The 13,661-nt window shown below is 68.2% G+C and carries 10 protein-coding genes; all 10 read left to right on the top strand.

The window, feature by feature from the left end:
• Positions 1–38: 38 nt before the first annotated feature.
• The 10 genes from ACL9RL_RS03085 (at position 39) to ACL9RL_RS03040 (ending at position 13,652) form a co-directional block, all read left to right on the top strand.
• The gene (locus tag ACL9RL_RS03085; protein WP_422778749.1) at positions 39–329 is read left to right on the top strand and encodes a WXG100 family type VII secretion target; all 291 of its coding nucleotides are present in this window, start codon (positions 39–41) and stop codon (positions 327–329) included.
• A 103-nt stretch (positions 330–432) separates the two neighbouring features.
• A complete protein-coding gene (locus tag ACL9RL_RS03080) occupies positions 433–729 on the top strand; it encodes a hypothetical protein (RefSeq protein ID WP_422778748.1) in 297 nt (98 codons plus the stop codon).
• Positions 730–739: 10 nt separating this feature from the next.
• Complete coding sequence (locus tag ACL9RL_RS03075) at positions 740–2,395, top strand: hypothetical protein (RefSeq protein ID WP_422778747.1); 1,656 nt, start codon at positions 740–742, stop codon at positions 2,393–2,395.
• 2 nt (positions 2,396–2,397) lie between these two features.
• The gene (locus tag ACL9RL_RS03070; RefSeq protein WP_422778746.1) at positions 2,398–2,901 is read left to right on the top strand and encodes a hypothetical protein; all 504 of its coding nucleotides are present in this window, start codon (positions 2,398–2,400) and stop codon (positions 2,899–2,901) included.
• The gene (locus ACL9RL_RS03065; protein ID WP_422778745.1) at positions 2,898–3,659 is read left to right on the top strand and encodes a hypothetical protein; all 762 of its coding nucleotides are present in this window, start codon (positions 2,898–2,900) and stop codon (positions 3,657–3,659) included. The genes ACL9RL_RS03070 and ACL9RL_RS03065 overlap by 4 nt, the downstream gene beginning before the upstream one ends.
• Positions 3,634–4,488, top strand: coding sequence for a PP2C family protein-serine/threonine phosphatase (locus tag ACL9RL_RS03060; protein WP_422778744.1), 855 nt, complete (start codon positions 3,634–3,636; stop codon positions 4,486–4,488). Before ACL9RL_RS03065 ends, ACL9RL_RS03060 begins: the two co-directional genes overlap by 26 nt.
• Before the next feature lie 11 nt (positions 4,489–4,499).
• Positions 4,500–5,843: an FHA domain-containing protein gene (locus ACL9RL_RS03055; RefSeq protein ID WP_422778743.1), complete on the top strand. Its 1,344-nt coding sequence runs from the start codon at positions 4,500–4,502 to the stop codon at positions 5,841–5,843.
• Position 5,844: 1 nt separating this feature from the next.
• Positions 5,845–7,542, top strand: coding sequence for a protein kinase domain-containing protein (locus ACL9RL_RS03050; protein ID WP_422778742.1), 1,698 nt, complete (start codon positions 5,845–5,847; stop codon positions 7,540–7,542).
• Between the two features lie 60 nt (positions 7,543–7,602).
• Entirely contained in the window at positions 7,603–8,322 is a 720-nt protein-coding gene (locus ACL9RL_RS03045) for a hypothetical protein (RefSeq protein ID WP_422778741.1), read from the top strand.
• A gap of 71 nt (positions 8,323–8,393) precedes the next feature.
• Positions 8,394–13,652, top strand: a complete 5,259-nt coding sequence (locus tag ACL9RL_RS03040) for an Ig-like domain-containing protein (RefSeq protein WP_422778740.1) — start codon at positions 8,394–8,396, stop codon at positions 13,650–13,652.
• Positions 13,653–13,661 lie beyond the last annotated feature (9 nt).

Raw genomic sequence — 13,661 nt, 5'->3', positions numbered from 1 at the left:
CCCCTCGGGGCGTATCAACCCAACGAAGGAGCATTCCCATGGCGAACATCAACGTCTCGTACGACGAAATCCGCACCACAGCACAGCGTCTCCTCACCGGACGTGAAGAGCTCACGCAGAAGCTGCAGGAACTGCGCTCCGTCGTCGACAACCTCGTCAGCGCAGGCTTCGTGACCGACCAGGCGTCGAAGGCCTTCGACTCGTCCTACCAGCAGTTCACGACCGGAGCCACGCAGACCGTGAGCGGACTCGAAGGACTCTCGACCTACCTCACGAACGCGGCGAACACGCTCGAGCAGACCGACCAGCAGCTCTCAGCCGGCCTCTGATCCGCCTTCGCATCCGGCCGCGCGTCGACATCGCGCGGCCGGAACGCCGGACTGGCAGACGGCCGGCCGGCTCCCACACTGAGCACGCTCGAAAGGACAGCACGTGGTCGACCTGAAACTCGATCTCGACCAGCTCGGATCCCTCGCGGCCGACCTGAAGTCGGTGTCGAAGACGTTCACCGGAACCGAGATCAGCAGCGACGTGCTCTCACAGGCCGTCGGCCACGACGGGCTCGCGGGCAAGATCCAGGCGTTCGCGAACAAGTGGGACGACAAACGCGTCGAGATGACCGAGCGCGTCGACACGGTCGCACGAACCGTTCAGGCGATCCACGACGCGTTCATCGAGGTCGACAAGAACATCGCCGCGACCGCGCCGAGCAACACGAACGGCAACTGAGGAGCCCCGGATGACCACGCTCACCGCGCTGCCGGGCAACCCGGACACGATCGTCGCCCACGCGACCAGATACCTCGACACGGCGACGGCGATCAACGACGCCGCCCACGACCTCATCGACCTCGCAGACCGGACGACGAGCATCAGCAAAGCCGTCGACAAGGTGCGCTCGCTCGCAGACCAGGTCGCCGGCGACATCATCAAGGCTCGTACGCGCTATCAGGCCACCGCCGAGGCGTTGCTCCAATACGCCCCGAAGCTGCGCAGCGCCCAGGACGCGGCATCGTCCGCGATGATGGCGGCCAACAGCGCCGGCGGTGACCTCGGCCACGCGTCGTACCTGCAGAACTACTACCACGAGCGTGCGCTGATGCCGGGTCCGGACCAACCGGAGGACACGCAGAAGTACACCCAGGCCAAGCGCCAGGTCGAGCACCTGCAACAGCAGATCGGCAGCGCTCAGTCCGCGTACTCGCAGGCGGTGGCCGACCGGGACCGCGCGGCGGAGATCGCGATGGGGCAGATCGACGACGTCGTGCGTGACAGTCCGCTCAACGACACCTTCTGGGACAACCTCGCGGGCATCAAGCGCGGTTTCGACGACTGGTTCGACAAGGTCATCGCGCCGATCCTCGAAGGCATCCTCGACGCGCTCAAGGTCGTTGTGCGCGTGCTCGCAGCGCTCGCGGCGGCAGTGATGCTCCTCGCGAACCTGCCGTGGACGCTGCTCGCAGCGGGGATCGGACTCTTCGGCTATCTCACCGGGAACGAAGCCCTCATCGGCGTCGCGATGGCACTCCTCACCCCGATGATCGCCGGATGGGTGTACGCGTCGATCTTCACCGCGGCCGGCACGCCGAAGGTCACGCCGCGGCAGCAGCCTGGCGACGTCGTCTTCCGGAACACCGACGACAAGGACGCCTACCAGACGCTCTTCACCGACCAGGCGGTCATCGACGAGCTCGGCATCGACGACACCTCGGGTGTCATCCAGGTCACCAAGGTCATCGGCCCGGACGGCACGGTCAGCTGGCGCGTCCAGGTGCCGAGCACCCAGTACTGGAACCTGCCGTGGGACCTCACCTCCGGCCCAAACTCCCTCGACGGCAACCTCGCCGCGAAGCTCTCACCCGGCCGCGAGTCCCAGCTCAAGGCCGCCGTCATCGAGGCCATGCGCCAGGCAGGTGTCGGGCCGGGAGAAGCGGTGATGCTGTCGGGCTTCAGCCAGGGCGGCATCGTCGCCGCGAACCTCGCAGCCGACGAGAGCTTCCGCACCATGTACAACGTCAAGGCAGTGGTGACGGCCGGCGCTCCCATCGGCGACGTCTCGATCCCGGCATCGGTCAATGTGATCTCCTTCGAGCACACGGGCGACGCCGTGCCGACCCTCGACTACGGCGCGACGAACCCTGACCGCAGCAACTGGGTCACGGTGCGCGACACCGCCGCGAACGGCGACACCTCCGTCTCGAGCCACAATGCCGCGCTGTACGCTCGGACTGCCTCGGACTATCTCGACCCGAGCGACCCGATGCTGTGCGACACCCGGGGCAAGTCCACCGGCGACCCGGCGCACGACGCTGCGCTGGCGCAGATGGTGCAGGAGAACCAGCGGTTCTTCGTCGGGACCGAGGCCAAATACCGCTATGAAGCAGTGAACGGATGACGATGAGCATGATCTCCACCAACCGAGCAGTCGCCGCAGCAGTCGTGGCGGCAGCGCTGCTGCCGGTGCTGACCCTGACGGGCTGCGCGCCGAAGACCCCGGACACCGAGCCGATCCGCGATCAGATCGTGCAATTGAACGGCGTCGAGGGCGCTTCCGTGCGGATGACCAAGTCCGGGCTGCCCACCAACCGGACCGTTGACGTGCAGCTGTTCGTGCAGTCGGCGGAGAGCGTCGACCTCCCGAAGCTGCTCGAAGGGGCTCTCGAAGCGGCGTGGACACGCAGCGACGTCGAGCCGTCCTCCGGCGTGAAGGTCGCGGTGATCGTTGGCGAGGACCCGACGAAGCGTGTGGAGTACTTGGAGAACGTGACGACGCTGCCGCTCGGGCAAGCGGCGACGGCGCTCGGCTTCGGGACAGACGAGTACAGCGACTTCGATCGCTTCATCTCCGTGTGGAAGAACGGCATGGTTGCCCACTACGGCGAGTGGAAGCCGGCGTCGTGACCGACAGCGCCGACAGCGGGGCGGACGAGACGGCGACGCCGTCGACCGACACCGCGATTCCCGCACCCGCGCTCCGGTTCCCAGGAATCTGGCATGCGATGCCGCTCGACGGCAGCGACGCTGCACGGCAATCGCGTCGAGCGGTCGCGAGTGCGCTCGCGGGCACCGGTGACGAGCGTGCCCAGGCACGCGCCATCCTCGATCAGCGCCTCGCACGTGCTGCCGAGTCGGCAGGCGACCTCGGCGGGCGTCGCCTCTTCCTCGCGGAACAGGTGACGGACGGTGTGCCTGTCACGGCGGCACTCACCGAGATCCTCGTCGACGCGAAGATGAGCCCGGCGATCGGAACGGCCGCCAGTGAGGTGATGGACGTCCTGTTGGAGGGCTTCCGGCACACGGACGATCCCGAAGCAGCCGACGGCGAACGATTCACGATCGGCGACGCGGAGGTCTTCCGACGGGTCAGCGTGCAGGTGGACGACGGCGGCGTGCGCAATGTGAGCGAACTCGGTGACGTCGAGCCGGTCGTGATCGAATTCTTCCGTTCGCTCGGACTGCCCGAGGACGGGGCTGTGCCGTCGACGAGCACCCTGCGCGTCGAGTACTGGGTGACCGTGCCGACGACGAAGCGTGTGCTGCTGTTCTCCTTCGCCACTCCGTTCGCCGAGTTGCGCGAGCCGCTCGTCAACCTGTTCACCGCCATCGTCTCGACGCTCGAGTGGATCCCGGCGGATGGCACGGCGCCCACCGCGGACTGAACCGGCCGTGCAGACCATCGAGACGGCACGATCCGTGCACACGATCCGCAGCGAGGGCAGCAGCGATGTCGGCCTCAAACGCGCCGTCAACGAGGACACCTTCTACGCCGGGGCGCCCGTGTTCGTCGTCGCGGACGGTATGGGCGGACACGAACGTGGCGACGTCGCCAGCCGGGAACTCGCTGCGGCGGTGCAGCGCGGCATCCCCATCGGTAACCCGACCACAACGGAGGCGGTGGTGACGACGATCGTCGCCGCCAACTCGGTCATCAGGGACATCCCGACCGCCGGTGGGGTGATCGGCACGACCGTGGCGGGTCTCGCTCTCGTGACGCTCTCGCCGCAGACGGACAGCCACTGGATGGTCTTCAACGTGGGCGATTCGCGTGTGTACACCTGGACGGACGCCGAGCTGCGCCGGGTGACGGTCGATCACTCGGCCGTCCAGGAACTCGTGGACGCCGGACGCATCACAGAAGCCGAAGCGGCCGTGCACCCCGACCGCAACATCGTGACGAAGGCGATCGGCGTCGACGTCGGCATCGACCCCGACGTGTGGCTCATGCCGGCCGTCGGCCACCAGACGTTCCTCCTCTGCTCTGACGGCCTCACCGGTGAGCTCCCTGACGCCCGGATCGCCGAGATCCTCGGGGGTGGGCTCGTCGGGGCCGCCGACCGACTGGTGCGTGAGGCCGTCGCAGCCGGCGGCCGCGACAACGTCACAGCACTGCTCGTCGACGCACGTTCCTCGTCCACGGAGGAGGCCGGGCCCGGATACGTCGACGGAGACCATCTCGGGTATCTTGAAGAGACGATGCCACGAACCTAGGAGGGTGGGCCGTGCACTCGTACGACTCTGAGCCCGCCGGATTCCGGCGCCTGCTCGCACTCGCTGCCGCGAGACGTGTCGTCCTCGTCGACTGCGACGGGGACGGGACCCTCGCCGCTGCGCTCGCCGAATCGATCGGTGAGGACACGGCGCTCGCCGTTGTGCTCGACCGCCTGGCTGTGGACGGGCTCGCTCAAGCGCCGTCGTTCGCCGTCGCGGCGTGGGATGCCGACGGCGTGACGGTCGTGGTGCGGGGCGATGTCATCGCACTCGTGTCGTCGCCGGCGGGGGAGACGGTGCAGTCCGCCCCGGCTGCGACGAGTTGGACGGAGTCGAGACACGCGGGGGCAACGGCGGTCACGCTGCGCGGCTCCGCCGCGAGTGCCGTCATCGCACCGGCGTTGCCGATCTCGTCCGGTGCGGTCTGGGCGTCCTCGATCACCGCGCTGCTCTCGGTGCGGGACGGCGCAGCTGTCGCCGGAGTCGATGCTCCCATCGCCTCGCCGCCGGTCGCGGGCGTTCCGACGGCGGTCGAGCAGGCTCCGGCCACAGTCGTTCCTGCTCCGGCTCCGGATCTCACCCCAGCCGCCTCAGACTCGGAGTCGGAGTCAGACTCGGACTCGGAGTCGGCCTCGCAACCGCTGCAGACGACCGCTCCAGAAGAGACGCAGTTCTTCTTCGACGATGACGGATCGGACACCACCGTCGGCGCAGAACCGGCAGCGTCGGGAGAGCACACGGAAGCCGGCTACGACTACCTCTTCGGACAGACGGTGGTCCGCCCGGTCGGTGCGGCGGCCGTGCCGGACGAAGCGGATGACACCGAGCCCTCCCCGGGCCATGCCGCAGCCGATGCAGCGAAGCCGAGCGCCGTCGAAACTCCTGCTGAACCGGCCGAACCACTCGAACCGCTCGAACCACTCGGCGACCACGACGGCCACACGATCTTCGCGGAGGACCTCGCAGCACTCCGCGCGCGCACTGGCGTCGAGCCCGCACAGCGGCCGGCCGCTCCGGTCGCCGCCCCGCGGTACTTCCTCGAACTGCCGGAGGGCAGGCGTCACTCGCTCGACGTCCCGATCGTGATCGGGCGTGCACCGAGCGTCTCGCAGGTGCCGGCATCGGTCGTCCCAGCGCTGGTGACGGTGAGCGGTGAGGACGTGTCACGCAGCCACGTGCGCGTCGGCGTCGAGGGCGGGACGGTCGTCGTCACCGACCTCCACTCCCGCAACGGCACCCAGGTGGTCCTGCCAGGCAAGACGCCGCAGTCGCTGCGTCCTGGCGAGGGCACCCCGGTCATCGTCGGAACCGTCATCGACCTCGGCGGCGTCCTGCTGCGCGTCCGGGAGGGTTGAGGTGCGTCGCACACCCTCCACCCCGCCGCAGATCCCAGGGCTCCGTTTCGAGCGCCTGCTCGGATCTGGCGGCTTCGCCGACGTGTTCCTGTACGAGCAGCAGCTGCCGAAACGGCAGGTGGCCGTCAAAGTGCTGCTCGCCGAACACCTGAGCGATCAGACGCGCGAGGCGTTCGTCGCCGAGGCGAACCTGATGGCCCAGCTGTCCGCGCATCCGTACATCGTGACGATCTACACGGCCGACGTCGCGCCGGACGGGCGCCCCTACCTCGCGATGGAGTACTGCGCAGGACCGAGCCTCGCGGAACAGTACAAGACGCGACGCTTCAGCGCGGCTGACGCGCTGCGCACCGGCATCCGGCTGGCGAGCGCCGTTGCGACCGCCCACGCGGCCGGCATCCTGCACCGCGACATCAAACCGGCGAACGTCCTGACGAACGCGTACGGTTGGCCGGCATTGACGGACTTCGGCATCTCCTCGACGGTCGAACTCGACCTCCCTACTCAGACGATCGGCGCGATCGCCGACGCCGACGGTGCGTCCGGGACGAGCGGGTCGCAGTCGGTCGGCATGTCGATCCCGTGGTCTCCAGCCGAGATGTTCGACGACGCCCCGAAGCCGGACGTGCGTTCCGACGTCTTCTCGCTCGCCGCGACCGTGTACACGCTCCTCGCTGGTCGGACGCCGTTCGAGGTGCCAGGGCAACCGAACGGGGCAGCAGATCTCATCAGTCGCATCGAGCGCGGAGCGGTCACCCCGCTCGGTCGAGACGATCTGCCGCGTTCGCTCGTCGCGACGCTCTGGCGCGGTCTCTCCCGTGAGCGTGCGGATCGCTTCGAGACGGCGGTCGACTTCGCGAGGGCGCTGCAGCGCGTCGAACTCGAGTTGTCGTTCGCGCCGACGCCGATCGACGTCCCCAATCTGGTCCAGACACCGCATCAGCCGAGCCGCGCCCAAGGCTCAGGTGCCGGTGCTGACGAGACGAAGGTCCGATCGGTTCAGACCATCGATGCGCAGCCGGTCGGACGCGCCGATCCGTCGGCCGATGCCGCCGGGGCAGCCGTGGCCGCCTCCGTCCAGCAGGCGTCGGCCGCCGCTGCGGCGACCGTCGTCCGTGGCGCGATCCCGGTGGTCTCGCCCGCTGCTCCCGACGAGACGGTCAGACGGAGGACTCCGCGGGAGGAGACCCCGTCCGAGGACCGCGATCAAGATGGCACGTCATCGACGCCGCCCAGCGCCGCGCGCGCTCGGAGGCCCATCGGCTCCACGACCAAGTGGTCGCTCATCGCCGCGGCCGTTGTGGTCGTCGCGGGCGGTGTCACAGCGGGCATCGTGCTCCCGTCGCTCGCTCCGGGCACCGCTTCGACGGCGAGTCCTGGCGCATCGACGACGCACGCCGCGGCCTCCGGCGCGCCGATCCAGCTCGATTCCGTCCCGGCCCCCGAGCAGGTGAGCGTCGACCCGTCCGCGGACGGCACGTCCGTGACCTTCACCTGGAAGAATCCGGAACCGGTCGATGGCGACCGATTCGTGTGGCAGCGGACCGACGGCCGGAAGGATGCGAGGAAGACGCCGACGACCGAGCCGACGGCGACCGTGACCGATGTGGTGCCAGGGCAGAACGTCTGCATCGAGGTGTTCACCGTCCGCGGAGGGGTGACCTCGGCAGCAGGACTCGAGACCTGCTTGCACGGGTAGGGGACGGATCGGCCCGGACGGGCGTGGACGACGAAGGATGAGACCGCTGAGGGGGAGCGAATGAGTGTGCAGATCGAATTCTGCGGCGAGGTGCAGACGGTCCGGGAGGGGACGCCGTTCCTCATCGGACGGGAAGGCGACCTCGTTGTGGACGATAATCCGTTCCTCCACCGCACCTTCTTGAGCATCACCCAGGAGGGCGGCCTGTGGTGGCTGTCGAACATCGGCAACGCCCTCTCGGCCACCGTGACCGACACAACCGGGAACGTGCAGGCGTGGCTGGCCCCCGGCGCCAGGCTGCCCATCGTCTTCCCAGAGCTCCAGGTGCTCTTCAGCGCAGGCACCACCACCTACGACTTCACGATCTCCTCGGATCGCGAGTACTTCACGCCGTCGCAGTTCGCGACGACCGATGCCGGAACGACGACGGTCGGCCCGATCCATCTGACCAGCAGCCAGCGACTGCTCATCGTCGCGCTCGCCGAGCAGGTGCTGCGGCAGTCCTCGCCGGGTCGTGGCGAGATCCCCGCCTCCGCAGCAGCGGCGAAACGGCTCGGCTGGAGCCAGACGACGTTCAACCGCAAACTCGACAACGTCTGCGACAAACTCGACAAGTTCGGGGTGCAGGGACTGCGCGGCGGGCCGGGCAAGCTCGCGACCGGTCGGCGCGCCCGCCTCGTCGAGTACGCCGTTTCGACACGTCTGGTGGACGTCAACGACCTGCCGCTCCTCGATCGGGAGCAGTCTGCATCGGCGATCCAGCCGGGGACGGCGATCTGACAAGTGTTTGTTAGAGTGGTGCCCGGTCACGGCCGGGGTGAGTCGTTTGACCGTTCATCGGGTGGGGGATCGTGAGTACGTTCAGCGGCTGGTTGCGCAAACGGAAGACCGCTGCAACCGTCACGGCACTCGCGATCGTGATCGGCGTCCCGGTGACCGCCGCCATCGTCCACCAGGGATTCCCGGTGACGGAGGTCGATCTCTCCGCGCGCGACGTGTGGGTCACGAACGGCGAGTCATTGCTGGCCGGGCGTCTGAACAAGCAGATCTCCGAGCTGGACGGCGCCGTCGCGACCGCATCGAACAACACCGACGTGCTGCAGAACGGCGATGACGTCTTCCTGCAGGACAAGGCCCTCTCCTCGCTCGAACGCATCGATCCGGCTTTTACGAGTCTCGTCCAACGGGTGAGCTTGCCTGCAGGAGCTGATGTCGCGTTCGGCGGGCATCGGATCGCCGTCGTCGCGGGGGAGACGGGCAAGCTGTGGTCGGTCGACACGGCGGGTGAACTCCGGTTCGACGCGGTGAAATCGAAACCGGTCGCGACGATCGGCAAGAGCGGGCAGGCGGTGGTCACCTCGGAGGGGACGATCCTCGCCGTTTCGCCGTCGAAGCGCCTGCTGTACCGGGTCGCGACCGATGGCGCCGTGAGCTCGAGCGCCCTTCCTGCACTCGACGAGTACCAGTTGAGCGCTGCGGGCGAACAGGCGATCGTCCTGGACGTCAAGAAGCACGTCCTCGTCCGTGAGGACGGCTCGGTGACGAAGCTCCCCGGTACGCCGCTCAAACTCCAGCAGCCCTCCGCGGCCGACGACGCGGCCGTCGTCGCGACGGGCGCCGGCCTCATGAAGGTGCCGTTGCGCGGTGGCGACGTGGAAGAGGTCGACGCCGACATCACGACTCCGGCGACGACCCCGGACGAGGTGACGGCACCCGTCTACCTCGACGGTTGTATGCACGGCGCGTGGGCGGCAGCGAGCCGATACGCGGCCGAGTGCGACGGGCAGCGTCCCGTCACCCCAGAGATCACCCCGGCGACGGTCGGCCAGCAACTCGTGTTCCGCGTCAACCGCTCGGTCGTCGCGCTCAACAACGTCCAGTCCGGCAACGCCTGGCTCGTGCAGTCGAACATGCGACTCGTCGACAACTGGGACGAGGTGACACCGCCGCAGCAGGACAATGGCGAGGAGGGCGACGAGAAGGCGTCGGAGCAGTCGTTCGAGGACACGCTCGCGGACCGCACCGACGTCAACCGCCCGCCGATCGCCCGCGACGACGACTTCGGCGTCCGCCCGGGTCGTACGACCGTGCTCCCGCTGCTCGACAACGACTCCGACCCGGACGGCGACGTCCTCGTGATCCAGAACCACGGCGACATCCCGGCCGAGACGGGGCGGCTCGAAACGATCGACGGCGGCCGTGCGCTCCAATTCACACCGGCCGAAGGGTTCACCGCCGGGACCACGTCGTTCCGCTACGCCGTCAACGACGGCAGGCCTGGCGGCGTCGCCGAGGCGAACGTCAACATCACGATGCGGCCGCCGGAGGTCAACGAAGCGCCTGTCTCGCATCGAGAGGCCGCCGTCTCCGTCGAAGCCGGCCAGACGGTCAGCTACAACGTGCTCACCGACTGGCGGGACCCCGACGGAGACGACATCTTCCTGCAGTCGGCATCGCCGGCGTCAGGCGATGTGGTGCGGTTCACCCCGGACGGGTTCGTCACCTTCACGCACACCTCGCCGGAGATGGGCCCGCGCGACGTCAAGTTCGTGGTCTCGGACGGCGTCAACTCAGCGGAGGGCACGCTCAAGGTCGACGTGCAACCGGCCGGTGCGCTGAACCCCATCGGCACCCCGGACTACGTCTCCACCTTCGTCGGCGAGCAGGCGCTCGTCCTGCCGCTCAAGAACGATCAGTCGCCGTCCGGCGCCCCGCTCTCCCTGCTCGGCGTCGAGCCGTTGCAGGGCGGCATCGCGGTCACGCCGTCGCTCGAGAAGCAGTCGGTCACGGTGTCGGCCGGGGAACCGGGCAGCTACTACCTGAAGTACACGCTCGGCGCGGGCATCGCGTCGAGCATCGGCCTCATCCGAGTGGAGGTGCGGGAGAAGCCGGACGGCATCGCCCCGCCCATCCCGGTCAAGGACACCGGCTACCTGCGGCCGAACGAGACCATCACGATCCCCGTGCTCGCGAACGACGTGTCCCCGAGCGGTCAGGTCCTCGCGGTGCAGTCCGTGACGGTCCCGGACGAGTCGAAGGCGCTTTCGGTCGAGGTGCTCGGCAGCGCCGTCGTCCGGGTGTCCTCCTCGACCCCGTTGACGAGCCAGTTGCAGTTCACGTACACCGTGTCGGATGGGACGGGGACGGCGGAAGCGGCCGTGACGATCGTGCCGGTGCCACCGCTCGCGAAGCATCAGGCCCCGGTGGCGAACGACGATGCGGCGGTCGTGCGCGTCGGCGACATCGCCAACGTCTCCGTGCTCGCGAACGACTATCACCCGGACAGTGCAGCGATGACCGTCGACCGCGAGCTCGTCGAAGCGCCGTCTGCGGGGCTCGCCTTCGTCGACGGCGACCGCGTCCGATTCCAAGCGCCGACGGAGCCGGGCACGTACACCGCGACGTACCGGGTGACGGACACCTTCGGCGAGGCCGACACCGCGACCATCACGTTCAACGTGGTCGGCGAGGACAAGAAGAACAACCAGGCTCCGGTTCCCCAGGTGCTCACCTCTCGTGTGTTCGCCGGTGCGACGGTGACGGTCGACGTGCCGCTCGACGGGCTCGACCCGAACGGCGACTCGGTCGTGTTCGACGACATCGCATCCGCCCCGTTGCTCGGTCGGGTGATCTCCACGACGAGTACCTCGTTCATCTACCAGGCGTCGCCGGAAGCGTCCGGGACGGACACCTTCCAGTACCGGGTGCGCGACACCTACGGCGCCGTCGCCGTCGCGTCCATCAAGATCGGTGTCATCGGACGCCCAGCAGTCGACGGGCAGCCGAACGCCGTCGACGACTACATCGAGGTCCAGCCGGGCAAGGTCGCATCCGTCCCCGTGTTGGAGAACGACTCGGATCCGAACGGGTATGCGCTCAAGACCTCGCCGAAGCTCCTCGCCGTCGACGACGGTGTCACGGCGGAGGTGCGGAAGAACCGCGTCATCGTGCACGCCCCTGCGGACGAAGGGTTCTTCACCGTCCGGTACGAGGTCACGAACGGCAAGGGCGGCGTCGACAGCGCGTTTGTGCAGATCAACGTCACGAAGGACGCAAAACCGCAGTACCCGAGCGCGCAGGACACCGTGCTCGAGGACAGCGACGTCGTGGGGAAGGCGACGGTCGACGTCGACGTCCTGAAGGACGCGCAGAACCCGGGCGGACTCATCGACGACCTCGTGCCATCGCTCGAAGGCGCGAACGCGTCGGCCGGTTCCGTCCGTGACGACGGCAAGATCCGGGTGACCCCAGGGGAGCGTCGGCAGGCGATCGCGTATCGGCTGACCGATCCGGTGACGAAGCTCAGCGGTGCGGCGTTCATCATCGTGCCGCCGGCCACCGACGGCATTCCGCCGCACCTCAAGGCGAACCTGCCCGAACAGATCGTCAAGGTGAACGAGACCAGGCAGTGGAAGCTGTCCGAGTTCGTCGAGTCCTCCTCCGGCGCAGAGGTCACGATCGGTGACAAGGACTCCGTCACCAACTTCAAGGGCAACGGTTCGTCGAGCTACGTGGACGAGAAGACGATCACGTTCACACCGGCCCGTGACTACCGTGGCCCGGCCTCCGTCACCTTCGAGGCGACGGACGGCAAGCTCAGCAAGCTCCTCACGCTGCCGATCACGGTGGGTGATCCGAACCTGGAGGACGTCCCTCCCACGTTCACCCCGCCCGACATCCTCATCGAGGCCGGAGAATCGCCGCTGACGATCGACCTGCGCACGTCGAGCAACCACCCGAACCCGCGGGTGCTCGCGGCGCTGACGTACTCGGGCATGTCGGCCGCGACCGGCGGTGTCCAGGCATCGTTGTCCGGGTCGCAGGTGACCGTCTCCGCGCCGCTCGGGACCCAGCCTGGGACGGCGACGACGTTGAGTTTCACCGTCGGCTACAAGGAGTTCCAGGTCCCCGGATCCGTCAACGTACGGGTGGTGTCCTCGACGAGACCGCTCGCCCGGCCGGCCGACGACATCGTGCAGGAGGGCCGCAAGAACAAGGCCGAGACGATCGACGTCACGGCAAACGACCTCAACCCGTTCCCGCAGACGCCGCTCAAGGTGCTCGACGCCACGGTGGAGAGCGCCCCGGCCGGCGGGGCGAAGGCCGTCGTCGAGAACAACAAGGTCGTGGTGACGCCCGGACCGTCCAAGAGCGGGACCGTGAGCGTCGTCTACACCGTGCAGGACGCGACCCTCGATCCTGCGCGGCGCGTGAAGGGACGTGTGACGGTCATCGTCAAGGACGTCCCCGATGCGCCTGGCATCCTGCGGACCAGGTACGAGAGCGGCAGGATCTTCGTCACGGTCGAGGGCTCGAAGGCGAGCAACGGTGCACCGATCGAGTATCACACGGTCTCCCAGGACGGCACCAACGGCAAGCAGTGCACGCCGGGAAGCGAGTGCATGTTCCCGTCCAAGAACGGCACCTCGTACACGTTCACGGCGACGGCTACGAACTCGGTGGGTGAGAGCCAACCGTCCGCCGGCGTCAGCGTGACGTCGTACGGTCAGCCATCGGCGCCTCGTGGACTCAACCTGTCGGCCGGAGGCCGGGCGCCGACAACCCTGACCGCGAGTTGGAGCGCGCCAGAGGACGACGGCGGTGGGATCACCGGCTACACCTGGCAGGTCCGTCAGGGCTCCGGGGTCGTCGCCGGTTCCACGGTCGGCTCTGGCACCACGCGCGTCACGGTCCCCAATGCCGGTGTCGGCAGCTACGAGCTCTACGTCACCGCGATCGGCCATGGCGACAACAACAACGGCCCGACGGCCGGCCCCGCCGGTGCGAGCGTGCAAGCTCCGGACCCGACCGGCACGATCAGCAAGGGCACCGGTCCCATCACCTGCATCAGCGACGGCAAGGTCGGCTGCTACAAGGTCGTCGTCAACTGGTCCAACATGGCCCCCGGCAACTACCGCATGGTCGTCCTGCTCAACGGTTCCGAAATGCGGAGCGTGGTGAACCGCACCATCGCGGCCACCGACGGCCAGCAGTTCGAAAGCCACCTCGGCATCCTCCAACCCGGTGACACCGTCGCCGTCAAGTTCACCAGCAACGGCGGCGAATGGGTCCTCGGATCCATCAGCGGCTCGACCTGGAACAGCCGCTGACCGCGGCGC

Origin of the sequence: Plantibacter sp. Mn2098 (assembly GCF_049319745.1) — a bacterium.
Lineage (GTDB): Bacteria > Actinomycetota > Actinomycetes > Actinomycetales > Microbacteriaceae > Plantibacter.
This window is presented reverse-complemented; position numbering and strand designations above follow the sequence as displayed.